This is a genomic window from Amycolatopsis pithecellobii (genome assembly GCF_009707865.1).
GTDB classification, from domain to species: Bacteria; Actinomycetota; Actinomycetes; order Mycobacteriales; family Pseudonocardiaceae; genus Amycolatopsis_E; species Amycolatopsis_E pithecellobii.
Map to the genome: position 1 here is coordinate 1 of NZ_WMBA01000016.1, position 21,941 is coordinate 21,941.

A 21,941-nucleotide genomic window follows, 5' to 3' on the forward strand; every position below is an offset into this window, starting at 1 on the left:
GGCATGATCGGCGGCTGTGGATGTGCTGACCGGGACGACCGAGCGCCCGCGGGCCAAACGCCGCCGGGTCACCTCGGTCGAGGTGCTGTGCCTTGTGCTGCTGGTCGCGATCCTCGCGCAGTCGTGGCTGCAGGACGTGCTGGACGTGCCCGCCCTGCGCACCGGCTCGACGATCTTTGTCGCGGTGTGCGTGCAGGCCCTGCCGTTCCTCGTCCTCGGTGTCCTGATCAGTGGCGCGATCGCGGCGTTCGTGCCCGCGCGCGTGCTGCGGCGGGCGCTGCCCCGCAATCCGGCCGCGGCGGTGGGCGTCGCCGGCCTCGCGGGTGTCGCGCTCCCCGGCTGTGAATGCGCCTCGGTTCCCGTCGCGCGGCGGCTGATGGGCCAGGGTGTGGCCCCGGCGGCGGCGCTGACCTTCCTGCTCGCCGCGCCCGCCGTGAACCCGGTCGTGCTGGTGGCCACCGCGGTCGCGTTCCCCGGCAAACCCGAGATGGTGCTTGCCCGTTTCCTCGGCTCACTCGCCACCGCCGTCGTGATGGGACTGCTGTGGGCGCGCTGGGGAAAGCTCGGCTGGATCGTCGAACGCGCGTTACAGCGGGCGCCGGACCCCCACGGCAGCCGCTGGACGGCGTTCGCGGAGATCGCGCGCGCGGATCTCGTCGAGGCGGGCGGGTTTCTCGTGCTCGGCGCGCTGATTTCGGCTGTACTCAACGTAATCGTGCCGCCGTCCTGGTTCGCGGTAGTGGGCGGGCAGCTTGTCCTGGGTGTCGTCGTGATGGCCGTGCTCGCGGTCGTGCTGGCCCTGTGCAGTGAGGCGGACGCGTTCGTCGCGGCGTCCCTGACCGCCTTGCCGTTGCTGCCCAAGCTCGTGTTCCTGGTGGTCGGCCCCGCGGTCGACGTCAAGCTTTTCGCTTTGCAGGCAGGCACTTTCGGCCGCTCGTTCGCGATCCGGTTCGCGCCGGTGACATTCCTCGTCGCGGTGTGCTGCGCGCTGGTCGCCGGCACACTGCTGATCGGCGGCGCACGATGAGGCGCGAGACGCAGAACGTGCTGCTCGTCCTGCTCGGCGGCGCCCTGTTGAAGATCGGTATCAACGGCGACTACCTGCGTTACGTCAAGCCGTCCCAGCAGATCTGGATCATCGCCGGGGGAGCAGTGGTGGTCGTCCTCGGCGCCGTCGCCATCGTGCGGGACCTGCTCGCCCGCGGCCGTGAAACCGACGGACACCACCATGCGGCCCGCCCGGCGTGGCTGCTGCTTCTGCCGGTGCTCGCGGTGTTCCTCGTAGCGCCGCCCGCGCTCGGCTCGGATTCGGTGACCCGCACCGAGGCCCGCGCTCCCGCACAGGACCAGTCCGTGTTCCCGCCGCTGCCGCCCGGTGACGTGATCCCGTTGCCGCTCACCGATTTCGTCACGCGCGCGGGCTGGGACCCCGGCGGCTCGCTCAACGACCGCACCGTGCGGCTGACCGGGTTCGTCACGCACACCGGCGATTCGGTGCTGCTCGCCCGCATGGTCATCACATGCTGCGCCGCCGACGCGTACCCCTTGAAGGTGCGCATGCGGGGGCTGCCGGCCGGCTACGAGAACGACACCTGGCTCGAGGTGACCGGGCGCGTCGTGCCCGGCACCGCCACGAAGGCCACCACGTTCACGCCGGATTTCGTGGTCGCCTCGGCGCGGCGTATCACCGCGCCCGCCGACCCCTACGAGGACTGAGCGGCGCAGGAGGAGCAGGTGCCGATGATCTCGACGGTGTGTGTGATCTCCGAAAACCCGTGCCCGGTCGCGATTTTCTCCGCCCAGCGTTCCACTGCGGGCCCTTCGACCTCGACGGTCCGCCCGCAGTGCCGGCACACGAGATGATGGTGGTGGTGCGAGGAGCAGCGCCGGTAGACCGCCTCGCCGCTGTCCGTGCGCAGCACGTCGACCTCACCGGCGTCCGACAGCGACTGCAGCGTGCGATACACCGTGGTCAGCCCGATCCCGTCCCCGCGGCGGCGCAGCTCGTCGTGCAGATCCTGGGCCGACCGGAAGTCGTCGATCTCCGCGAGCAGTTCGACCACGGCCGAGCGCTGCTTCGTCGACCGGCGGCCAGGTACCGCCGCGACCTTGCTCATGCATCCTCCTGAACGTGTGCCACCGCGTCCACCACGATATGCGCCAGATGATCGTCGACCAGCCGGTACTCGACCTCACGGCCGCGGCGTTCCCCGTACACCACCCCGGCCGCTTTGAGCACCCGCAGGTGCTGGCTGATCAGTGGCTGCGCGACGTCGAGGGCGTCGACCAGTTCGTGCACACAGCGCGGCGCGTCGCGCAACTGCAGCACGATCGCGATCCGCACCGGCGCGGCGAGCGCCCGCAGCAGTTCCCCGGCCCCGGCCAGTGCCGTGGCTGACGGAACCGGCGTGCCGGGCTTGACCGGGCCGTCCGAGTGCACCTCGCCAGGCGCCGGGCGCACCGCCGTCATGTCGATCTCCAGCCTCTCGTTCCCCGTCGATCTCCAGTCTAGTGGGCCCCGGTTGCTTGACACCTGGCGTCGAGCAACCGCGTAGCGGCCGATAGTCTTGACGGACAGCCAGTCAGTATTTCCGCAGCTATGGAGAGCGTGGAGTGCCCGCCAACACGATTGAGACCGTCGTCAGCTTGTGCAAGCGCCGTGGCTTCGTCTTCCCGAGCGGGGAGATCTACGGCGGTACCCGGTCGGCGTGGGACTACGGACCGCTCGGGGTCGAACTCAAGGAGAACGTCAAGCGCCAATGGTGGAAGACCATGGTGCAAAGCCGCGACGACGTCGTGGGCCTGGACTCCTCGGTGATCCTGCCTCGCAAGGTGTGGGAGGCCTCGGGGCATGTCGAGGCGTTCGTCGACCCGCTGGTGGAATGCCTGTCGTGTCACCGCCGCTTCCGGGCGGACCACCTGGCGGAGGAGTACGCCGAGCGCACCGGCAAGGCGATCGCGGAGAACGACCTGTCGGATGTGCCGTGCCCCAACTGCGGCACGCGCGGCCAGTACACCGCGCCGCGTAGCTTCAACGGCCTGCTCAAGACCTACCTCGGCCCGGTGGAGAGCGAGGAGGGCCTGCATTATCTGCGCCCGGAAACCGCGCAGGGCATCTTCGTCAACTTCCTCAACGTGCAGACCACCTCGCGCAAGAAGCCGCCGTTCGGCATCGGCCAGGTCGGCAAGTCCTTCCGCAACGAGATCACCCCGGGCAACTTCATCTTCCGCACGCGTGAGTTCGAGCAGATGGAGATGGAGTTCTTCGTCGAGCCGGGCGAGGACGAGACCTGGCACCAGTACTGGATCGACCTGCGCACCGACTGGTACACCGACCTCGGGATCAAGCGGGAAAACTTGCGCCACTACGAGCATCCCAAGGAGAAGCTGTCCCACTACTCGAAGCGCACCGTCGACATCGAGTACCGGTTCCAGTTCTCCTCCGGCCAGGAATGGGGTGAACTCGAAGGCATCGCGAACCGCACCGACTTCGACCTCACCACGCACTCGAACCACTCCGGCGTGGATCTGTCCTATTTCGACCAGACCACCGGCCAGCGGTACCGGCCGTTCGTGATCGAGCCGGCCGCGGGTGTCGGCCGTCCGATGATGGCCTTCCTGCTCGACGCCTACACCGAGGACGAGGTCCCGAACGCCAAGGGCGGCACGGACAAGCGGGTCGTGCTGAAACTGGACTACCGGCTCGCGCCGTACAAGGTCGCGGTGCTTCCCTTGTCCCGCAACGCGGATCTGACCCCGAAGGCGAAGGACCTCGCGGCGGCGCTGCGCCGGAACTGGAGCGTCGACTTCGACGACGCCGGGTCGATCGGCAAGCGCTACCGCCGCCAGGAGGAGATCGGCACGCCGTTCTGCGTGACCGTCGACTTCGACTCGCTGGAGGACAACGCGGTCACGGTCCGGGAGCGCGACACGATGGCACAGGAGCGGGTGGCGCTGGACAAGGTGGAGACCTACCTGGCGAGCCGCCTGCTCGGCTGCTGACTCGGGGGCCCTGGCTCGCGCGGGGCCAGGGCCGTTTCAGCGGGACGGCTGGGCCGGAATCGTGGGCAGCAGGTCCACGACGTCGGCGTGCAGTGTCGCGAGACCTTGATCGAAGGTCACCAGCCGGCCGGCGTTGATTCGTGCGAGGTGCGCGAGGTAAGCGTCCGTGACCTGGCGATGGCCGAGGATGCCGTTCATGGGCACCTCGCCGTAGGTGATGGAGTCAGGCCAGAATTCATGCCGGTCGCCGGCCTCGATCAAGCCCAGCAGGGCTTGCGCGTCGTCCGCTGTCTGCCCTTCGCGGATCAGCAGCCGCACGAGGCTTCCTTGCGTGATCGGGCAGGTGGCGAACGGGTCGGCGGAGCCGGCGAACCACGTCTCGGCAGCGGCATGGTGCACGTGGTCGTCGACCACGAGGGCAATGAGGACGTTCGCATCGAGGAGTGTCGTCACTCGTCGTCCAGTGATCGGACATCGTCGGTCGTGATGACCTTGCCAAGTCGGATCACGGGCAGTCCGGTGCGTGAGCTTCGCGCGGCCGGAGCCGCCTTACCTTGGCGGAGACCGCGTTGCATAAGTTCGGCGACGACCTCACTGAGCGTGCGTGAAGTATCGCGAGCTAGCGAGAGAGCCTGTCGGTGCAGGTCATCAGGCAGGTCGACCGTGGTCCGCATGCCCTCATCTTAACATCGGTGCATCAAGATGCGCCCCGGGTCGAGCCCGGGGCGCGCATCCGGCTCAGCCCAGCTGGCCGGGCTGATAATCCCCGGCGGGCTGCTGGATGATGACGTTCAGCCGGTTGTAGGTGTTGATGAGCGCGATGATCGCCACCAGCGCGGAGAGCTGCTCGTCGTCGTAGTGCTTGGCCGCGTTGGCCCAGGCGTCGTCGGTGACACCGCCGGCCGCGTCCGCGATGCGGGTGCCCTGCTCCGCCAGTTCCAGCGCGGCGCGCTCGGCTTCGGTGAAGACCGTCGCCTCCCGCCAGGTCGCGACCAGGTTCAACCGCGTCTGGGTTTCCCCCGCGGCCGTGGCGTCCTTGGTGTGCATGTCGGTGCAGAAGGCGCAGCCGTTGATCTGACTGGCCCGGATCTTCACCAGTTCCTGTGTCGAGGCCGGGAGCGACGTCTGCGACAGCAGCTGCCCCGCCGCGTTGATGTGCTTCACGAACTTGGCCGCGAACGGGCTGGCGAACACGTTCAGGCGGGCTTCCATGGTCGAACTCCTTTGCTTGCCGATGCTGACACCCACCTGACGCGACGGCGCCGGAGAATGTGACAGGCCATGACACCTGTCACGGGCAGGTCATGACGGGCGGCCTGCACGGCGAGGCACTCCCGGCGGGAGAGTCGGTGGCATGAACACAAGCTCTCCCGTCCGCGACGCGGCGGTCACGGCCGGAGCCGCGGTGCGGCTTACCGGCCTGCGGAAGTCCTACGGCGAGGTGCGCGCGGTCGACGGCATCGACCTGACGATCGCGCCCGGCGAGGTGGTGGCCCTGCTCGGCCCCAATGGCGCCGGGAAATCCACCACCGTCGACATGATCCTCGGGCTGAGCAAACCCGACACCGGGGATGTCACGGTGTTCGGCTCGTCGCCCGCCGAAGCGGTCAAGGCCGGCAGCATCGGGGCGATGCTTCAGGGCGGCGCGCTGCTCGACGACGCGACGGTCGGTGAGATGGTCACCATGGTCGCGTCGCTGCACCGGAACCCGATGCCGGTCAGGGAAGCCCTCTCCCGCGCCGGGATCGAGGATCTCGCCAACCGGCGCGGCAACAAGCTTTCCGGCGGCCAGAAGCAACGCGCGCGGTTCGCTGTCGCGCTCGTGTCCGATCCGGACCTGCTGCTGCTTGACGAGCCGACCGCGGCGATGGATGTCGCGAGCCGCCGCGAGTTCTGGCGGTCGATGCAGGCGTTCACCGATTCCGGACGCACCGTCATGTTCGCGACGCATTATCTCGAAGAGGCCGAGGAATTCGCCGACCGCGTCGTGCTGATGCGGTCCGGGCGGATCGTCGCGGACGGTTCCGTCGCGCAGGTCCGGGCGCTCGCCGGTGGCCGCACGCTGCGGGCGGTGGTGCCGGGTGCGACCGGCGACGCGATCGCGAACCTGCCGTGTGTCACCGAATTCCGGCTCCGTGGCGGGCAGATCGCCGTCTCCAGCAGTGATTCCGACAAGACCCTGCGCGCGTTGCTGACCGCGTACCCGGACGCGCACGACATCGAGATCACCGCGGTCGGCCTCGAAGGCGCGTTCCTCACCCTGACTTCCGAGGAGCAAGAATGAGCGTCAAGTTTCTGGCACTGGAGATCCGGCGGATGCTGCGCTCGCCGCGGTTCCTGATCTTCACCGTGGGCTTCCCGGTCCTGCTTTTCCTGTTGTACGTAGGCATTTTCGCGAAGGACCCGGCCACGAAGGCCATCCTGATGGTGAGCATGACCTCGTTCGGTGCGATGGCGTCGGCGCTGTTCACCGGGACCCGCGTCGCGCTGGAGCGCGCGTCGGGCTGGCAGCGTCAGCTTCGGCTGACCCCGTTGTCCGGCCCGGGGTACCTGACCGCGAAGGCCGCCACCGGCATGACGCTGGCACTCGCGCCCGTGATCCTCGTGCCGGTGGTCGCCGCCGTCGGCGAGGGGGTCTCACTCGACGCGTCGGGCTGGCTGCGGGCCACCCTGGGGGTGTGGCTCGCAGCCATCCCGTTCGCCCTGATCGGCTTGCTCATCGGGCAGATCGGCACGGCGGACTCGACGCAGCCGATCACGCAGCTGGTGATGCTCCCGATGGCGCTGCTGGGCGGGATATTCATCCCGGTCGACTCGATGCCGCACTGGCTGCTCAACATCGCGCAGGTGCTGCCGAGCTACCGGATGGGCCAGATCGGGCGTGGCGCGATCACCCCGGATCTGGCCACCGGTCTCGGCAAGGATGTGCTGGTACTGGCCGTGTGGACGCTCGTGCTCTCGTTCGTGGTGGTGCGGCGTTACCGTAAGGACTCGGCCCGGGTGTGACGGAGGGGAACGTGGCGGACCGACGGGACAGGCGCGACTGGTGGCGCGACGAGATTACCGGCGGGCCCCGGGACCGGTACTTCAAGTACCGGTGGCCGCTGGCGGCGGTGGTTTTCCTGCTGCCGATCCTGCTTCCGGCGATTCGGCACGCGAACACCCCCGCCGGGATCCTCGAGCTGGTCCTGGTCATTGTCTACGGGGCGAGTTACGTGGTCTTCCCGATGCTGTTCTTCCCGAAGCGGCCGCTGGCGGTGAAGCTGGCCTACGCGGTGGGCATCCTGGCGCTGGGCTGGCTGACCATGCTCGTGGTCGTCGACGGCAACGTGTTCGTGCTGCTGTACGCGCTGGCCATCCTCGCGTTCGGGTTGCCGCCGGGCTGGGCGTTGCTGTTCGACGGGCTGTCGCTGGGTGTGGCGTGGCTTCTGGTCTGGCTCCACGTCGGTGCGCACGGTTCGCTGGGCGACGTCGGCACGTTGCTCGGGATCACCACGGCGATGTTCTCCAGCGCCAGGCTGATCAAGACCGTGCGGCGGTTGCGGGCGGCGAACGAGGAGATCGCCACGCTCGCGGTCAGTGCGGAACGGGAGCGGCTGGCCAGGGACCTGCACGACATTCTCGGCCACAGCCTCACCACCATCACGGTGAAAGCCGGGCTGGCGCGGCGGATGCTGGAAAGCGGTCAGGAACCCGGCCGCGCGGCCGCCGAGATCCACGAGGTCGAAGGCCTGGCGCGCAGTGCGCTCGCCGATGTGCGGGCGACCGTCTCGGACTACCGCGAGGTGTCGCTGTCGGCGGAGCTGATGGGGGCGCGCGCGGCGCTGCGGGCGGCGGAGATCGACGCGGACCTGCCGCACGCGGTGGACAACGTGCGGCCCGATCTGCAGCAGGCTTTCGGTTACGTACTCAGGGAAGCGGTCACGAACGTGCTGCGGCATTCGGGCGCCAGACACGTGAAGGTGCGCTTCGGGAAGACGTGGCTGGACATCGAGGACGACGGTGTGGGTGCGTCCGCGGATGCGTGCGGGAACGGGTTGCGCGGGCTTGCCGAACGGCTGGGGAAGCTGGGCGGCACAGTGCACGCGGAACCCCGTCCCGGTGGTGGTTTCCTGCTGCGGGCGGAAGTCCGCCCGGCGCTGGAGATCGCGTCGTGATCCGCGTGCTGCTGGCCGACGATCAGGCGATGGTGCGCGGGGCACTGGCCACCGTGCTCGGCCTGGAGCCGGACATCGAGGTCGTCGCGCAGGTCGGGTCCGGGGACGACGTGCTGCCCGCGGCGAAGGAAGCCGCCCCGGACGTGGCGCTGCTGGACGTGCAGATGCCCGGCAAGGACGGGCTCACCGCGGCCGCCGAGCTGCACGCCGCGTTGCCCGCGTGCCGGATCATCGTGTGCACCACGTTCGGCAGGCCCGGTTACCTCGCCCGCGCGATGGCGGCGGGTGCGGCCGGTTTCGTGGTCAAGGACTCGCCACCCGAGCAGCTCGTCGACGCGGTGCGGCGGGTGTCGAACGGGTTGCGGGTGGTCGATCCGGCGCTGGCCGCCGAGTCGCTGGCGACCGGGCCGAGCCCGCTGACCGGCCGCGAACACGACGTGCTGCGCGCGGCGAGTGACGGTGGCACGGTCGCCGACATCGCGCGCCGGCTGCACCTGTCGGAAGGCACCGTGCGCAACCATCTTTCCGCCGCCATCGGCAAGACCGGCGCCCGCACCCGGGCGGAGGCGGTCCGCCTCGCGGAGGAGAACGGCTGGCTGTGACAATGGCCGGGATGGGCAGAACCGGTGTGACGACGGGAAGTTGGGTGCGGCGCGCCGTCTTCGGCACCGTGCTCGTGGTGCTGCTGACCGTGGCAGGCACCGCTTTCCGCGTCTGGCAGGTGGCCCGCGGGGACGATCGCAGCCGGGCCGATGTGATCGTCGTGCTCGGCGCCGCGCAGTACAACGGCAAACCGTCCCCGATCTTCCAGGCCCGGCTGCGGCACGCCAAGCAGCTCTACACCGACGGCGTCGCGAAGGTGATCATCACCGCGGGCGGCAACCGCACCGGTGACGAGTACACCGAGGCCTCCGCCGGGGCGCGCTGGCTCATCGAGCAGGGGGTGCCGGCGGCGAGCACCCTGCCGGTCGGCGAGGGGCGCGACACCCTGGGCAGCCTGCGTGCCGTCGCGGACGTGGTCGCTCAGCGCGGCTGGCACACCGCGGTGCTGGTCAGCGATCCCTGGCATTCGCTGCGGGCGCGCGTGATGGCCGACGACTCCGGGATGGATTCGTGGGCCTCGCCCACGCACAGCGGGCCCATCGTGCAGACCCGGCAGACGCAGGCGATGTACATCTTCCGCGAAACCGGCGCGTTGTTGTTCTACCTGCTGACGAAAACCCCGGCCGATGACATCGGTGGGACTGGGCTCGGCTAGAACACTGCGGCGCGAAGCGCCTCCGTGAGGGGTGGTGGTCGGGTGAGGGGCCGGCGGTCGGGGGTCGCCTTTATGGTGACCACCGTGTACGACGAACACGACCGGGAGCGGCGGGTGCCGGAGCCGCCGAAAACCGCCGCGCTGCCCGGCTCCCGGCTGGACGCACGCAGTGACTTCGCGCGGGACAGGGCGCGGGTGCTGCATTCGGCCGCGCTGCGCCGTCTCGCCGGCAAGACGCAGGTGGTCGGGCCGGGGGAGGGCGCCGAGGTCACCGGTGTGCCGCGCACCAGGCTCACGCATTCGCTCGAAGTCGCGCAGATCGGCCGCGGTATCGCCGAAGAGCTCGGCGCGGACCCGGATCTGGTGGACACGGCGGGCCTGGCGCACGACATCGGGCATCCGCCGTTCGGGCACAACGGAGAGCAGGCACTCAACGGTGTGGCCGAGCGGTGTGGCGGGTTCGAGGGCAACGCGCAGACGCTGCGCATCCTGACCAGGCTGGAACCGAAACTGGAGCCCGGCGGGCTGAACCTGACCCGCGCCTGCCTCGACGCGGCGACGAAGTACCCGTGGCCGCGTCGCACCGGTGAGCTCAAGTTCGGGGTGTACGAGGACGACCGCGAGATCTTCGGGTGGATGCGAGCGGGTGCGCCGGACGGCCGGCGCTGCCTCGAAGCCCAGATCATGGACTGGGCCGACGATGTGGCGTATTCCGTGCACGACGTCGAGGACGGCGTGCTGGCGGGCCGCATTTCGCTGCCGGTACTGGCCAGTGCCGAGGAGCGGACGGCGGTGGCGGAACTGGCGGCGAAGCATTTCTCGGCTCAGTCGGTGAGCGCGCTGGAAGCCGCCGCGCGGGAGCTGCTGACCCTGCCGGTGGTCACCGAGCTGGCGAAACAGGGGCAGGACGGCTCGTTCGGTGCGCAGGTCGCGCTGAAACGGCTCACCAGCGAGCTGGTCGGCCGTTTCGCGTCGGCCGCGGTCACCACCACGCGGGAGCGGTACGGGGACGGGCCGTTGACGCGGTACGACGCGGAGCTGGTGGTGCCGGACCAGGTCGGGGCCGAGGTCGCGCTGCTCAAGGCGCTCGCACTGCGGTACGTGATGAGCGATCCGCGGCGGCTGGCGATGCAGGAGGGGCAGCGCCAGATGATCACCGAACTCGTCGGGCTGCTCGTGCGGCGCGCGCCCGGGGCACTCGACACCGTGTTCCACCCGGCTTGGGCGGAGGCGGAGGATGATGCGGCGCGCCTGCGGGTGGTCATCGATCAGGTCGCGTCGCTGACCGACGCGCAAGCGCATGCGTGGCATGCCTGGCACACGGGGAGGCATTGATGACCGCCTGGCGGGACGTGGAGGAGGCGGAGCCGGAGTTCGCGCGGCGGGTGCGGGCGCTGTTCGATGCCCACAAGCACAAGACCATCGCCACCGTGCGGGCCGACGGTGCGCCGCGGATCTCCGGGATCGAAGCGACGTTCTCCGATGGTGAGCTGACATTCGGCTCGATGCCGGGCGCGCGCAAGGGCGCGGACCTGCGGCGGGATCCGCGGTTGGCCCTGCACAGCGCCACGGTCGATCCGGTCGAGGGCGCCGAGGCGCAATGGCCGGGCGAAGCGAAGATCGCGGGCCGGGCGGTCCCCACGGGGCCGGAGGGCTTCCGTGTCGAAGTCACCGAGGTCGTGCACACCCACCTCAACCCGGAAGCCACGCTGCTGGTCGTCGAATGGTGGACCCCCGCGCACGGGCTGCGGCGGATCGAGCGCGAGTGAATCCGGTAGCGTCGACATGATGGGGAAAGCGGACACCGACCACCTCACGTTCAGCCTGGCCCTGCACCGAGCGGTCGCGGCACGGGGGAACTCGTGCTTCTCGCCGTACTCGGTCGCGAGCGCGCTGGGGCTGACGAGCCAGGCGTCGCGCGGTGCGGCGTCCGAAGAGCTGGTGCGGTTGCTGGCGGGCGGGGATGCGGACATCGCCAAACAGGCCGAGTTGCTGCGTGCCGCGGCCACGCTCACCGAGTCCGGCCGCGGTGAGGCGCCGGTGCTCGAAGTCGCCAACACGCTGTGGGCGGCCGAGCAGTTGCCGTTGCACGAAGACTTCCTCGGCGAGCTGGCGGCGTGGCCGAACGGCGGCGTGCGGACCGCGCCGTTCGCCACCGATCCCGAGGCCGCCCGGCAGGCGATCAACGCGGCTGTCGCCGAGACGACCCATGACCTGATCCCGGAGTTGCTGGAGCCTGGTGACGTCAAGGCGGACACGGTGGCGAGCCTGGTCAATGCCTTGTACCTGAAAGTGGCGTGGCAGCACAGGTTCCGCGACGAGCAGACCGAGGATGGGGATTTCCACAGCCCGTCCGGCATCCGGCGCGTGCCGATGATGCGGCAGACGGAGTCGTTCGGTTACGCGGCGCGTGACGGCTGGCAGGTCGTGGACCTGCCGGGCGCGGGCGGGGTGCGGGCGACGATCCTGTTGCCCGACGGCGAACTGTCGGCGCAGGAGCCGGAGCTCGACGCGCACGGGCTCGCGGCGCTGCTGTCGGCGGTGAGGAATCGTCAGGTCCGGCTCACCATGCCGAAGGTCTCGCTCGAGGCGAGGGCCGCGCTCAAGCCGGTACTGGCCGAGCTCGGCGTGCGGACGATGTTCTCGGCGCGGGATTCGGATTTCACCCCGCTCACCCCGGATCCGCGGGTGTTCGTCGACGAGGTGATCCACCAGGCGGTGTTGCGGCTCGACGAGCAGGGCCTGGAGGGCGCGGCGGCGACGGCTGTGGTGATGCGGCTGCTGGCCGCGGTGGGCCCGGTCGATCCGGTCGAGGTCGTGGTCGACCGGCCTTTCCTGCTCCTCGTGCGGCACGCCGAGACGGGTGTGGTCTACTTTTTCGCCCGCGTTGTCGAACCGTGAGGTAAGAAGTGACCGCGTTGCTGGAGGCGCCCGGGACGGTGCAGGTGGACGAGCCCGGACGGCGCAGGTGGACCCGAGCCGACACGATTGTCGGGTTGGTTTATCTGCTGGCCGCCTTCGTGATCTACGCCGGGTTGTGGGTCAACCTCGGTGGTGGCTACCTGTACAACAGCGCGCAGGACCAGAACATGTGGGAGTGGTTCTTCTCGGCCACCGCCCACGCCGTGTGGAGCGGGCAGAACCCGCTCGAGTCGGTGCTGCAGAACTATCCCGATGGCGTCAACATGATGGCCAACACCGCGATGCTGGGGCTGAGCATCCCGCTGTCGCCCATCACGTTGCTGTTCGGCCCGACGCTGACCTGGGCGATCGCGTTGACCGGCGGGCTGGCGGGCACGGCGTTCGCCTGGTACTGGGTGTTTTCGCGGCATCTGGTGAGCTCGCGGGTCGCCGCCGCGATCGGCGGTGTGTTCTGCGGTTTCGCCCCACCGATGATCTCGCACGGCAATGCGCATCCGAACTTCGTGGTGTTGTTCCTGTTGCCGTTCATCGTGTTGCGGCTGATCCGGCTCGCGCAGGGCGCGCACCCGGTGCGGGACGGGCTGATCCTCGGTGCGCTGCTCGCGTACCAGGTTTTCCTGGGTGAAGAGCCGCTGCTGATCACCATGCTCGGCTTCGTGGTGTTCGCGATCGCCTACGCGGCATCGCGGTGGCGCGAAGCGGCGAAAATGGTGCGGCCCATGGCGATCGGCCTCGTGGTCGGCGGTGCGCTGGCCCTCGTGGTGGTGATCTTCCCGCTGTGGTGGCAATTCCTGGGCCCGCAGAGTTACCGGAGCCTGGAACATGGTTCGGTCGGCAACGACACGGCGGCGTTCACCCGCTTCGCGACGGAGTCCATCGCCGGGCAGCCCGATGCCGCCGCGGATGTGTCGATGAACCGCACCGAGGAGAACGCTTTCTTCGGCTGGCCGCTCATCGTGTTCATGGTGGTGCTGACCATCTGGTTGTGGCGCAACGTCGTCGCCCGCTCGATTGCGATCGCGATGTTCTTCATGGCCTGGCTTTCGCTGGGTCTGGTCATGACGGTCGATCACCACGAGACGGGTATCCCGGGCCCGTGGGCGTTGCTGGCGAAGCTGCCCCTGTTCGACTCCCTGCTCGAATCGCGCCTGGCGATGGCGTGCATCCCGGCGGTCGGTGCCTTGCTGGCGATCGCGACGCAGAAGGTTTTCGAGGCCGCGCCGACCTTCCGGGACAAGGAGTTCCCGTTACGCTGGCTGTGGCTGGGGGCGCTGGTCGCGGTCCTGCTGCCGATCGCGCCGACGCCGCTGGAGACCATCACGCGTCCGCCCACGCCCGCGTTCTTCTCCGATGGCACGTGGCGGCACTATGTTTCGACGGGCTCGGTTGTCACCGTGCCGCTGCCCGACCCCGGTGATGCACGTGCGCTGACCTGGCAGGTGCGGGCGAACTCAGGCTTCCCGCTCGCGGGGGGTTACTTTGTGGGCCCGAACGCCCCCGGCGACAAGCGCGGCCGCTATGGCGCCGCCGAACGCCCGACGGCGCACCTGCTGCAAGATGTGCGCGACAATGGCGAGGCCCCGCAAGTGACACAGGCCCAACGCACCGACGCGGTGGCCGACCTACGCTACTGGCACGCGGACGTGGTCGTACTCGCGCCCGGCACGAACCAGGACCCGCTGCGCACCACCGTCGAGGCACTGTTGAACATGCCGGCGAAATACGTGGACGGCGTCTGGCTGTGGGACGTGCGAGCGTTGCAAGCAGCCTGAGGCGGCTCCCGGCACGCGCGGGAAACCGCCGCCGGGCAACAAGATGTCCTCGCCGGGCTGGCTCCGGGATGACTGGCCCAACGGGACGTCACCTTGAGTGGGTGGTCGAGTTGCGGTGGCGTTTGCCCTGTCACATTTGCCCGTTGCGTTTCGTCCTCACTGTGAACCGAAGGAGGAGTTGACCGATGTCTCGCATTCCTGTGGTGTCTACAAAGGACGCTGGGTTGTTCACGAAGTTCGTCTACCGCTTCGCCCGCCGCCGGTACGGGGCCGTTCCGGAGCCGTTCGCCGTCAGCGCGCACCATATCGGGTTGCTCGCGGCTGGCGCGGTGCATGAACTGGCTGTCGAGAAGGCCTCCCGGACGTTGCCGGTCAACGTCAGGGAGATCGCCGTCTACCGTACCGCCGTGCGGCTCGGGTGCTCGTGGTGCGTCGACTTCGGCATGATGTTGCAGAAGCATGAAGGCCTGGACATCAACCGTCTCAAGCATATTGACGAGTACGCCACCTCACCGTATTTCAGCAGCCAGGAGCGGCTCGCGATCGCGTATGCCGACGCCATGACCACCACGCCCGTCACCGTCACCGTCACCGACGAGCAGGTCGCCGAGCTGGAACGCGAGTTCGGCCGCAAGGGAGTGCTCGAGCTGACTTACCAGATCTCCCTGGAGAATATGCGCGGCCGCCTCAACAGTGCGCTCGGCATCACCGACCAGGGGTTCACGTCCGGCGAGGCGTGCCGGGTTCCGCTGCCAGGACTCGCGTGAGCTTGTCCGGGTTGGCCACGTCGTAGATCGCGACGATCCGGCCGTCCCGCATCGCGATCGTCTGCACGTGCGCATCGAGTTCCTGCCCGCCGGGGAACTGCGAGCGCGGAAGGTACAACCCGGCATCCCCGTTGACCAGCACGGGGGTGCTGACGGTCGCGAGCGCCGGCGTGTACCGCCGCAGCAGGCCCGACAGGAAGCGGGTGATCTTGTCGGCGCCGACGATGATCTGCCGCGCGGTGCGCGCCTTGCCGTTCGAGTCGCCGATCAGCACCACATCGGGGTGCAGCACCTCGGCCATGCCCCGCACGTCCCCGGCCATCAGCGCCCGTAGGAACCGGTCGAGCACCTGCTGTTGCTCGTCGAGGCTCGCCCGCGGCGGCGGCTCCGCGTCCTTGAGCGCACGCCGTCCCCGTGACGCGTACTGCCGCGCCGCGTCGGGACTCGCGCCGAGGATCTCGCCGATCTCGTCGAACGGCACGGAGAACGCGTCGTGTAGCACGAACGCAACCCGCTGCTCCGGAGTCAGCTTGTCCAGCACGACCATCGCGGCCATGCGCAACCCTTCGTCACGCACCGCGACATCGAGTGGATCTTCCCCGGCGGAGCCACTCAGCGGGGTGACGATGGGTTCGGGCAGCCATTGCCCGACGTAGTGCTCGCGTCGCGCGGTCGCCGAGCGCAGCCGGTCGAGGCAGATCCGGCCGACGACCGTGGTCAGCCAGCCCCGCAGGTCCCGGATCGCGGCGCGTTTCTCCTCGCTCAGTCCGGCGAGCCGCAGCCAGGACTCCTGCACGGCGTCCTCGGCGTCGGACACCGATCCGGTGAGCCGGTAGGCGACCGCGACCAGGTGCGCGCGGTGGCCGGTGAACTCCTCAGCCAGTGCCATGACCAAGACAGTATCCTCGATGCGTGGCAGGCCGGATCCGGGAAGCAGACATTGCGGAGGTCCGCGACCGCAACCGGATCGACGAGATCGTGGGGGAGTACGTCGCCCTGCGCAACGCCGGCGGCGGCGCGCTCAAAGGGCTGTGCCCGTTCCACGACGAAAAGACCCCGTCGTTCAACGTCCGGCCCACGCACGGCACCTTCCACTGCTTCGGCTGCGGCGAGGGTGGCGACGTCATCAAGTTCCTGATGAAGATCGACCACCTCGGGTTCGTGGAATCCGTCGAGCGGCTCGCCGACCGCATCGGTTTCCGGCTCACCTACGAGGGCGGCGGCGCCAGTGTCCAGCGTGACCGCGGCACCCGCACCCGGATGGTCGAGGCACACAAGGCCGCCGCCGAGTTCTACGCCGAGCAGCTGCGCGGCCCCGAGGCCCAGCTCGCCCGCGACTACCTGCGCGAGCGCGGGTTCGACGAGGCCGCGGCCCAGCGTTACGGCTGCGGGTTCGCCCCCTCCGGCTGGGACAAGCTCACGAAGTACCTGCTCAACCGTGGTTTCGAGCTGCCGGAGCTGCTCAAGGCGCAGCTGGTCCGCGAGGGCAGGCAGGGGCCGATCGACCGGTTCCACCGGCGGCTGGTGTGGCCGATCAAGGACATTTCCGGCGACGTCGTCGGCTTCGGCGCGCGCCGGCTCTTCGACGACGACCAGATCCAGGCCAAGTACCTCAACACGAGTGAAAGCCCGATCTACAAGAAGTCGCAGGTGTTGTTCGGGCTCGACCTGGCCAAGCGCGAGATCGCGAAGCGGCACCAGGTGGTCGTGGTCGAGGGCTACACCGACGTGATGGCGATGCACGCGGCGGGAGTGGCGACCGCGGTCGCATCCTCGGGCACCGCGTTCGGCGAGGACCACATGAAGGTGTTGCGGCGCCTGCTGATGGACGACGACGCGTTCCGCGGCGAGGTCATCTTCACATTCGACGGCGACGCGGCGGGGCAGAAGGCCGCGCTCAAGGCATTCGAGGGTGACCAGACGTTCGCGGGCCAGACGTACATCGCGATCGCCCCGGACGGGATGGACCCGTGCGAGCTGCGCATCGCGAAGGGTGACGCGGCCGTGCGTGATCTGGTGGCGCGGCGGATTCCGCTGTTCGAGTTCGCGATCCGCAGCATGCTCGCCGAGTACGACCTCGACTCGGTCGACGGCCAGGTCGCCGCGCTGCAGCGCACCGTGCCGCTGGTCGCGCAGATCAAGGACAGGGCCAAGCGCGACGGGTACGCGACGAAGCTGGCGTGGTGGGTCGGCTGGCAGGACGCGGACATGGTGGTGCGCCGGGTGCGCGGCGCGGCCGGTGCCCCGGCGAAAGCCGTGCGGCGCAACGGTTCCGCACCCGCGCCGGCGTCACCGGCCGAGGACATCCCGCGTCCCGCCGCGAAGGACCCGCGGTTCATGGCGCAGCGCGAGGTGCTCAAGGCCGCGCTGCAGGAACCCGCGCTGGCCGGGCCCGAGTACGACGCGTTGCCCGAGGACGCGTTCACCCATCCCGCGTATGTCGCGGTGCACCGGGCCGTGGTGAAGGCGGGCGGGGCGAGCAGCGGGCTCACCGGCCCGGCACTGCTCGATGCGGCGAGCGAGCACGTTCCACAAGGGACAGTGCGCGTCCTGCTGTCGGAGCTGGCCGTGGAACCCTTGCATGCCAAGGGAAGCGCGGACAGTCGGTACATCGGCAGCATGATCGCGGCGGTGCACGAGAACCTTGTCGGCAGGCAGATCGCGGAGATCAAGTCCCGCCTGCAACGGTTGTCACCGATCGACGCGGCCGACGAATATCGTGCACTGTTCGGGGACCTCGTGGCGCTGGAGGAGTACCGGAAGGCGTTGCGGGAACAGGCGATCGGCGGGATGGACTGAGCTGATGTCGTGGCTGCGGCGCTGGTTCGGCGACAGGTTGCCCGAGGGATTTCCCGGTGAGCTCGCGGCCGGCGAGAACGCGCTGGCGGTCGCGGAAGTGGCCTACGGCGGGCATCTCGTGGTGACCGAGCTCGGGCTGTGGGTGCCGCAGGGGCGGCGCGTCGGGTGGCACCTGATCAGCAAAGCCGTGTGGGGCGAAGGAATCCTGACGCTGGTCGAGGCCGACGAGGTCGGCGCGGCGGGCGACGCTGTCGTGCTGGCGGACCGGGAGCCGCTGCGGTTCGCCTTGCCACGGCCGGGGAAACTGCCGGAGATGGTGCACAGGCGGGTGGACGGGTCCATCCGGGGGCGGCACCGGCACGAGCTGACCGGCGGCGGGGTGTGGTTCGTGCAGCGGAAGGTGCCGGGGCGCGATGGCACGGTGTTGCAGGCCCGGCCCGATCCGGGTGTCGATCCGGACGTCGTCGCGGCGATCGCGCGGGAGGCGGCGCAGCGTCTGGCGCCCCCGGAGGTCTAGCAGTACGCTCGTACTGTGTGGGACCCTGCGAAGTACCTTGCCTACGCTGACCAGCGCGGACGCCCGTTTCACGAGCTCGTGGGCCGGATCGACGCGGCGGCGCCGCGCCGGGTGGTGGACCTGGGTTGCGGGCCGGGGAACCTGACGAAAACCCTGGCATCACGCTGGCCGTCGGCGACCCTGGAGGCGTCGGACAGTTCACCCGAAATGGTGGCAGCAGCCCTCGCCGCGGGGGTGCCGGCGCAGGTGCAGGATGTGCACGATTGGCAGCCCGCGCCGGATACCGACGTGGTGCTGACGAACGCGGTGTTGCAGTGGGTGCCGGATCACCGGGAGTTGTTGCGCCGCTGGGCGGGGGAGTTGCCGTCGGGCGCTTGGCTGGGGATGCAGGTGCCCGGCAATTTCGGCGCGCCGTCGCACACCCTGATCCGGGAACTGGCGTCGAGCCCCGCGTGGGCGGATGTGCTGGGCGCGGCGGTGTTCCGGGGCGACGAGACGGTCGGTGAGCCGCAGGACTATGCGGACCTGTTCGCCGATGCGGGTTGCCGGGTGGATGCCTGGGAGACCACCTACGTCCAGCGGCTGAGCGGTGCCGACCCGGTGCTGGAATGGGTGTCCGGCACCGCGCTGCGCCCGGTCAAGGCAGTACTGGGGGAGGCTGCATGGGAGCGTTTCCGGTCGGCGCTGGCCCCGCTGCTGGCCGAGGCGTACCCACCCCGCGCGGACGGCACGACCTGGTTCCGCTTCCGCCGGATCTTCGCCGTAGCCCGCATCCCGTAGGAAGCCTGCTTGCCCGTCCGGCCGCGAGCGGTGACATCCTCCGTGACTGCCGGGCGGTCGACTGCCGTCCGCCGGCAGACCCCAGGCGTGGCGTTCCGGCGCCATTGCCGGCCCACCGTGACTCAGGCCTGCGTCATGGTGGTCTCTCCGGCGCGGTGCCCGTCGTGGCCCTGCTGGCGCAGGAAGGGGACCTTATTGCCGACCTTCTCACCGACCTTCGCCCGCGCGACGCCCGCCGCGCCCTGCACCATCGGATGGTCCGCGACCTTACGGTACGTGCGCACGATCTGGTCGTAGCGCGCACGGCCCGCCTTGGTCCCGAGCACGTACCCGACTGCCGCACCAAGCAGGAACGTCTTCATGTCTGCGCCTCCTCGCCTGTTGTTCGGCCCGTCCCGCCATTGTCCCCCAGCGTGCCCCCGCCCGCCGGGGGTGCTTGCAGAGCGCGATCAGGGATGCGCTAAGGTTTCTTCTCGTTGGCCGGAGCGATCCGAGCCGGCACCAAGAGCATTCCCCTGTAGCTCAATTGGCAGAGCATTCGGCTGTTAACCGAAGGGTTGTTGGTTCGAGTCCAACCGGGGGAGCATTCGCCCCAGGTCAGTGGCCTGGGGTTTTTTCATGTCCGGCTCCAGACGGCCAAACTGCACGTTTCATCTGCTCAGCACCTTCCCGTTGATCGTCCTCTGTGGACTCTGCGAACATCCATTCCAGTGGCCCGGTAGTGCCGCTCGACGACCTGTGGTGTGTTGCCGAGCTGGTCCGTGATCGCCGTCGTTGGCAGGCCCGCCTGGTCAAGCACCGTCGCGACCGTCCTGCGCCACACATGGTTGGTGACCAATCCGAAGCCGGTCTCGTTGAGCGCTTGGCGGAACCGGTGGATCGCATTCGACGGGTCCAACCACTGCCCATTCCAGGACGCGACCAGCGGGCCACCCGGCCACTGGACGACGACGGCCCCGGAGTCTGCGTCGTTACTCCGGGGCCGGTTTGGTGTCGCCAAGGTCAACGTGTTGTCGACATCGTCCCCAGCGGAGCAGCTACGAACACGGTCACCCAGAGAATGCACACCACCAGCGCGATGACCGAGGTCGTCAGACCAGCGATCGCCACGCCCTTGTTATCGGCTCGGCCGGTGCGGACATAGTTGATGCCGACACCGGAGAGGACGGTGCCCACGATGGACAGCGGCCACGCGATCACACCAATGACCGGAACGAACGAGAAGACCAGAGCGACAATTCCGAGGACCATTCCGGAGACACCGAGGCCGTTCCTTGGGGATTGCTTGTTGTAGAACTGCTGGTCATACCCGCCGGGGTAGGGGTTGGGTTGGTTCACTGGGTGATCTCCTTCGTTGAATGCGCGACACCAGGTCGTAGTTCGCAAGGGGATTGTTACGGGCTGTCCGGTTTCTGTCCCCTCTTTCCCCCCTTTGTCACTCAAACGCGGGTACAGCAGTTGCCGCGCGTCCGCGACATCGCGAACGACGTACGGCGTGTACCAGGAGCCGGCGAGCATCGAGGCACAGTCCGCGGTGCAGGTGTTCGTGCCGTGCCACGTCGGCGACATGGGCGCACGGCACCAGCGCGGAGACTGTGGCTCCGCCGTCGCCGGCCGAGCCCCACATCTCGACACCGCCGAGTACCGGGTTGGTTGGCGAGATGCTCCACAGTGCCGGGTCTCGTGTAGCTCGGCCAGCTTGCCGGCCTACGCCGCGGCCCAGTCACACCCCGGCGCCTGCGCTGCGATGGCCTGGGCGGGGGTGATGGCGGCGAGGACCGCGAGGACGAGCGCGACGAACGGGATCCTCATAGTCCCCACCCTCGATGGGTGTCGGGAATGGATGGGAGCCCGCTACCGGCGTGGTGGAGAACGACGCTGAACGCGGTGGCGGCGAAGACGAACGCGATGTCGAGCGCTTCGCCACACCGGCCGCGCCTCGCCGGGTCGGGGCGAGTACCGGGCCATGGTCGTAGAGCTCACGCATCACTCCTCACCCCGCTCGGCGCGGATGGTGGCCACGGCTTCGGCGAGCTGCTCGTGGGTCCGGCTTGTTTCGCTCGGCGCGCTGCTGGTCGAGCGTCTTGTCGTACTCGCCGCCGGTGAGCCGGTGCAGGGCATCCAGGGCGACCGGTCATGCCGAAACGGTCGACGGCACGCCATGGGGTGCGCTCGGCGAGCAGCGCCTGAACCGCGTGGAGGGCTCGGTCGCGGCGGTCGAGGAATTGCAGCGTAACGCTATTACGCGCCGTGAAACGGGTGAGTGCGCCAATACCCGAAGGGTTGTTGGCGCGCTCGCTGCCTTGCTCGCGACCCGGCGGGGGTTTTCCCGTGCGGTAACGTCTTTCCGGGTTGAAACGATCGTTTGCTGTACGGGCCGGCGTTGGCGAGCAGGAGGAACCTCCCTCATGGATTTCTTGGATCAGGCGCAGACGACACTCGCGACCGAGGGAGTGAAATTTCTTGTCAGCCAGGCGGGGGAGTTGGTCAAGTGGTGGCGCGAACGCAGGTCCGCCAAGGATCGGGCCCTTGCGGAAGGTGTGCAGGTCGCGCCGCAGGTTGATGAGAAGCTCGTCGAAGAAGTCGACGAGCATCAGCAAATATTGACCAGCGCGGTGGACCGGCCCGACGGGATTTCCGCCGAGCAGGCCGAGGAACTGCTCAACCGGGTGCGGGAATTGCAGGAACTGCTGCGCACAGCTCTCATCGTGGAAACCCCGCCGGCCCAAGCCACCGGGAAGCAGACCAAATTGCGTGCGGTCTTGGACGTCGATCTGGTGCAGGGCAAGGTTTCCGGCATCTCGGCTCGGCGCGCCCGCGGCGACGTGGACGTCAGCGCCGAGGTCAAGACGGGCAACGTCAGCAGCAGCGGCCAAGTGCACGGCATCGAAATCGACGAGATAGGCGGATAGTTGCCTCGTCCCGCGAGCCTCGTACCCGCCGAACTGAAAAACCGGTTACCCGCCC

25 protein-coding genes and 1 tRNA gene are annotated in these 21,941 nt (G+C 68.9%); 18 read left to right on the forward strand and 8 right to left on the reverse strand.

The window, feature by feature from the left end:
* Positions 1-16: 16 nt before the first annotated feature.
* Together GKO32_RS12870 and GKO32_RS12875 are read left to right on the forward strand one after the other, a co-directional pair.
* Positions 17-1,027 carry a permease gene (locus GKO32_RS12870; RefSeq protein ID WP_312867843.1) on the forward strand — a complete coding sequence of 337 codons (1,011 nt, stop codon included), beginning with the start codon at positions 17-19 and terminating at the stop codon, positions 1,025-1,027.
* Positions 1,024-1,716 (forward strand): TIGR03943 family putative permease subunit, encoded by a 693-nt coding sequence (locus GKO32_RS12875; protein ID WP_154757083.1) that lies wholly within the window; start codon positions 1,024-1,026, stop codon positions 1,714-1,716. Before GKO32_RS12870 ends, GKO32_RS12875 begins: the two co-directional genes overlap by 4 nt.
* Here GKO32_RS12875 and GKO32_RS12880 read toward each other — a convergent pair.
* Together GKO32_RS12880 and GKO32_RS12885 are read right to left on the reverse strand one after the other, a co-directional pair.
* Positions 1,704-2,117, reverse strand: coding sequence for a Fur family transcriptional regulator (locus GKO32_RS12880; RefSeq protein ID WP_154757084.1), 414 nt, complete (start codon positions 2,115-2,117; stop codon positions 1,704-1,706). The two genes, GKO32_RS12875 and GKO32_RS12880, sit on opposite strands and share 13 nt — an antisense overlap.
* On the reverse strand, positions 2,114-2,470 hold the full coding sequence (locus tag GKO32_RS12885) for an ArsR/SmtB family transcription factor (protein ID WP_154757085.1): 357 nt from the start codon (positions 2,468-2,470) through the stop codon (positions 2,114-2,116). Before GKO32_RS12885 ends, GKO32_RS12880 begins: the two co-directional genes overlap by 4 nt.
* A 143-nt stretch (positions 2,471-2,613) precedes the next feature.
* Here GKO32_RS12885 and GKO32_RS12890 point away from each other — a divergent pair, with 143 nt between their 5' ends.
* Positions 2,614-4,002, forward strand: a complete 1,389-nt coding sequence (locus GKO32_RS12890) for a glycine--tRNA ligase (protein WP_312867844.1) — start codon at positions 2,614-2,616, stop codon at positions 4,000-4,002.
* 36 nt (positions 4,003-4,038) lie between these two features.
* On the opposite strand, the gene GKO32_RS12895 is transcribed toward GKO32_RS12890, so the two are convergent.
* The 3 genes from GKO32_RS12895 to GKO32_RS12905 all read right to left on the reverse strand — a co-directional run bounded on the left by GKO32_RS12895 (position 4,039) and on the right by GKO32_RS12905 (position 5,214).
* Positions 4,039-4,455, reverse strand: coding sequence for a TA system VapC family ribonuclease toxin (locus GKO32_RS12895; RefSeq protein WP_312867845.1), 417 nt, complete (start codon positions 4,453-4,455; stop codon positions 4,039-4,041).
* A complete protein-coding gene (locus GKO32_RS12900; RefSeq protein ID WP_154757086.1) occupies positions 4,452-4,676 on the reverse strand; it encodes an antitoxin in 225 nt (74 codons plus the stop codon). The genes GKO32_RS12895 and GKO32_RS12900 overlap by 4 nt, the downstream gene beginning before the upstream one ends.
* Before the next feature lie 64 nt (positions 4,677-4,740).
* A complete protein-coding gene (locus GKO32_RS12905; RefSeq protein WP_154757087.1) occupies positions 4,741-5,214 on the reverse strand; it encodes a carboxymuconolactone decarboxylase family protein in 474 nt (157 codons plus the stop codon).
* 142 nt (positions 5,215-5,356) lie between these two features.
* Between GKO32_RS12905 and GKO32_RS12910 the strand changes: the two genes are divergently transcribed.
* The 10 genes from GKO32_RS12910 to GKO32_RS12955 all read left to right on the forward strand — a co-directional run bounded on the left by GKO32_RS12910 (position 5,357) and on the right by GKO32_RS12955 (position 14,878).
* Complete coding sequence (locus GKO32_RS12910) at positions 5,357-6,286, forward strand: ABC transporter ATP-binding protein (RefSeq protein WP_154757088.1); 930 nt, start codon at positions 5,357-5,359, stop codon at positions 6,284-6,286.
* Positions 6,283-7,008 (forward strand): ABC transporter permease, encoded by a 726-nt coding sequence (locus GKO32_RS12915; protein WP_154757089.1) that lies wholly within the window; start codon positions 6,283-6,285, stop codon positions 7,006-7,008. Before GKO32_RS12910 ends, GKO32_RS12915 begins: the two co-directional genes overlap by 4 nt.
* Positions 7,009-7,019: 11 nt before the next feature.
* Positions 7,020-8,159, forward strand: coding sequence for a sensor histidine kinase (locus GKO32_RS40130; RefSeq protein WP_312867846.1), 1,140 nt, complete (start codon positions 7,020-7,022; stop codon positions 8,157-8,159).
* On the forward strand, positions 8,156-8,761 hold the full coding sequence (locus tag GKO32_RS12925) for a response regulator (protein WP_312867847.1): 606 nt from the start codon (positions 8,156-8,158) through the stop codon (positions 8,759-8,761). Before GKO32_RS40130 ends, GKO32_RS12925 begins: the two co-directional genes overlap by 4 nt.
* A gap of 2 nt (positions 8,762-8,763) precedes the next feature.
* Positions 8,764-9,417, forward strand: a complete 654-nt coding sequence (locus GKO32_RS12930) for a YdcF family protein (RefSeq protein WP_154757177.1) — start codon at positions 8,764-8,766, stop codon at positions 9,415-9,417.
* 72 nt (positions 9,418-9,489) lie between these two features.
* Entirely contained in the window at positions 9,490-10,752 is a 1,263-nt protein-coding gene (locus GKO32_RS12935; protein ID WP_154757090.1) for a deoxyguanosinetriphosphate triphosphohydrolase, read from the forward strand.
* Positions 10,752-11,186, forward strand: a complete 435-nt coding sequence (locus GKO32_RS12940) for a pyridoxamine 5'-phosphate oxidase family protein (protein ID WP_154757091.1) — start codon at positions 10,752-10,754, stop codon at positions 11,184-11,186. Before GKO32_RS12935 ends, GKO32_RS12940 begins: the two co-directional genes overlap by 1 nt.
* A 19-nt stretch (positions 11,187-11,205) precedes the next feature.
* Positions 11,206-12,318: a serpin family protein gene (locus tag GKO32_RS12945; protein ID WP_154757178.1), complete on the forward strand. Its 1,113-nt coding sequence runs from the start codon at positions 11,206-11,208 to the stop codon at positions 12,316-12,318.
* Positions 12,319-12,326: 8 nt separating this feature from the next.
* Positions 12,327-14,111 (forward strand): glycosyl transferase, encoded by a 1,785-nt coding sequence (locus GKO32_RS12950; RefSeq protein WP_312867848.1) that lies wholly within the window; start codon positions 12,327-12,329, stop codon positions 14,109-14,111.
* Positions 14,112-14,296: 185 nt separating this feature from the next.
* Positions 14,297-14,878 carry a carboxymuconolactone decarboxylase family protein gene (locus tag GKO32_RS12955; protein WP_154757092.1) on the forward strand — a complete coding sequence of 194 codons (582 nt, stop codon included), beginning with the start codon at positions 14,297-14,299 and terminating at the stop codon, positions 14,876-14,878.
* Here GKO32_RS12955 and GKO32_RS12960 read toward each other — a convergent pair.
* Positions 14,832-15,767, reverse strand: a complete 936-nt coding sequence (locus tag GKO32_RS12960) for a sigma-70 family RNA polymerase sigma factor (protein WP_154757093.1) — start codon at positions 15,765-15,767, stop codon at positions 14,832-14,834. The two genes, GKO32_RS12955 and GKO32_RS12960, sit on opposite strands and share 47 nt — an antisense overlap.
* A 23-nt stretch (positions 15,768-15,790) precedes the next feature.
* Here GKO32_RS12960 and dnaG point away from each other — a divergent pair, with 23 nt between their 5' ends.
* From dnaG to GKO32_RS12975, 3 genes are read left to right on the forward strand one after another with little or no spacing between them, the layout of a single operon-like run.
* Positions 15,791-17,677: a DNA primase gene (gene dnaG, locus GKO32_RS12965; RefSeq protein WP_312867849.1), complete on the forward strand. Its 1,887-nt coding sequence runs from the start codon at positions 15,791-15,793 to the stop codon at positions 17,675-17,677.
* A gap of 4 nt (positions 17,678-17,681) precedes the next feature.
* Positions 17,682-18,194, forward strand: coding sequence for a hypothetical protein (locus GKO32_RS12970; RefSeq protein WP_154757094.1), 513 nt, complete (start codon positions 17,682-17,684; stop codon positions 18,192-18,194).
* Between the two features lie 15 nt (positions 18,195-18,209).
* Positions 18,210-18,974 carry a trans-aconitate 2-methyltransferase gene (locus tag GKO32_RS12975; RefSeq protein WP_312867850.1) on the forward strand — a complete coding sequence of 255 codons (765 nt, stop codon included), beginning with the start codon at positions 18,210-18,212 and terminating at the stop codon, positions 18,972-18,974.
* Positions 18,975-19,096: 122 nt separating this feature from the next.
* Here the strand turns inward: GKO32_RS12975 and GKO32_RS12980 are convergent, their stop codons facing one another.
* Positions 19,097-19,336: a hypothetical protein gene (locus GKO32_RS12980; RefSeq protein ID WP_154757095.1), complete on the reverse strand. Its 240-nt coding sequence runs from the start codon at positions 19,334-19,336 to the stop codon at positions 19,097-19,099.
* A gap of 149 nt (positions 19,337-19,485) precedes the next feature.
* On the opposite strand from GKO32_RS12980, the gene GKO32_RS12985 reads away from it, so the two are divergent.
* Positions 19,486-19,558 (forward strand) — tRNA-Asn (locus GKO32_RS12985).
* Positions 19,559-19,976: 418 nt separating this feature from the next.
* On the opposite strand, the gene GKO32_RS12990 is transcribed toward GKO32_RS12985, so the two are convergent.
* A complete protein-coding gene (locus GKO32_RS12990; RefSeq protein WP_154757096.1) occupies positions 19,977-20,312 on the reverse strand; it encodes a DUF4190 domain-containing protein in 336 nt (111 codons plus the stop codon).
* Between the two features lie 764 nt (positions 20,313-21,076).
* Between GKO32_RS12990 and GKO32_RS12995 the strand changes: the two genes are divergently transcribed.
* Entirely contained in the window at positions 21,077-21,886 is an 810-nt protein-coding gene (locus GKO32_RS12995; protein WP_154757097.1) for a hypothetical protein, read from the forward strand.
* The last annotated feature ends 55 nt before the right edge of the window (positions 21,887-21,941 follow it).

What these genes read in the sequence shown, in the direction of transcription:
- GKO32_RS12875 (WP_154757083.1), top strand. Translation starts at nt 1,024, where the DNA reads ATGAGGCGCGAGACGCAGAACGTGCTGCTCGTCCTGCTCGGCGGCGCC.
- GKO32_RS12880 (WP_154757084.1), bottom strand. Translation starts at nt 2,117, where the DNA reads ATGAGCAAGGTCGCGGCGGTACCTGGCCGCCGGTCGACGAAGCAGCGC.
- GKO32_RS12885 (WP_154757085.1), bottom strand. Translation starts at nt 2,470, where the DNA reads ATGACGGCGGTGCGCCCGGCGCCTGGCGAGGTGCACTCGGACGGCCCG.
- GKO32_RS12900 (WP_154757086.1), bottom strand. Translation starts at nt 4,676, where the DNA reads ATGCGGACCACGGTCGACCTGCCTGATGACCTGCACCGACAGGCTCTC.
- GKO32_RS12905 (WP_154757087.1), bottom strand. Translation starts at nt 5,214, where the DNA reads ATGGAAGCCCGCCTGAACGTGTTCGCCAGCCCGTTCGCGGCCAAGTTC.
- GKO32_RS12910 (WP_154757088.1), top strand. Translation starts at nt 5,357, where the DNA reads ATGAACACAAGCTCTCCCGTCCGCGACGCGGCGGTCACGGCCGGAGCC.
- GKO32_RS12915 (WP_154757089.1), top strand. Translation starts at nt 6,283, where the DNA reads ATGAGCGTCAAGTTTCTGGCACTGGAGATCCGGCGGATGCTGCGCTCG.
- GKO32_RS12930 (WP_154757177.1), top strand. Translation starts at nt 8,764, where the DNA reads ATGGCCGGGATGGGCAGAACCGGTGTGACGACGGGAAGTTGGGTGCGG.
- GKO32_RS12935 (WP_154757090.1), top strand. Translation starts at nt 9,490, where the DNA reads ATGGTGACCACCGTGTACGACGAACACGACCGGGAGCGGCGGGTGCCG.
- GKO32_RS12940 (WP_154757091.1), top strand. Translation starts at nt 10,752, where the DNA reads ATGACCGCCTGGCGGGACGTGGAGGAGGCGGAGCCGGAGTTCGCGCGG.
- GKO32_RS12945 (WP_154757178.1), top strand. Translation starts at nt 11,206, where the DNA reads ATGGGGAAAGCGGACACCGACCACCTCACGTTCAGCCTGGCCCTGCAC.
- GKO32_RS12955 (WP_154757092.1), top strand. Translation starts at nt 14,297, where the DNA reads ATGTCTCGCATTCCTGTGGTGTCTACAAAGGACGCTGGGTTGTTCACG.
- GKO32_RS12960 (WP_154757093.1), bottom strand. Translation starts at nt 15,767, where the DNA reads ATGGCACTGGCTGAGGAGTTCACCGGCCACCGCGCGCACCTGGTCGCG.
- GKO32_RS12970 (WP_154757094.1), top strand. Translation starts at nt 17,682, where the DNA reads ATGTCGTGGCTGCGGCGCTGGTTCGGCGACAGGTTGCCCGAGGGATTT.
- GKO32_RS12980 (WP_154757095.1), bottom strand. Translation starts at nt 19,336, where the DNA reads ATGAAGACGTTCCTGCTTGGTGCGGCAGTCGGGTACGTGCTCGGGACC.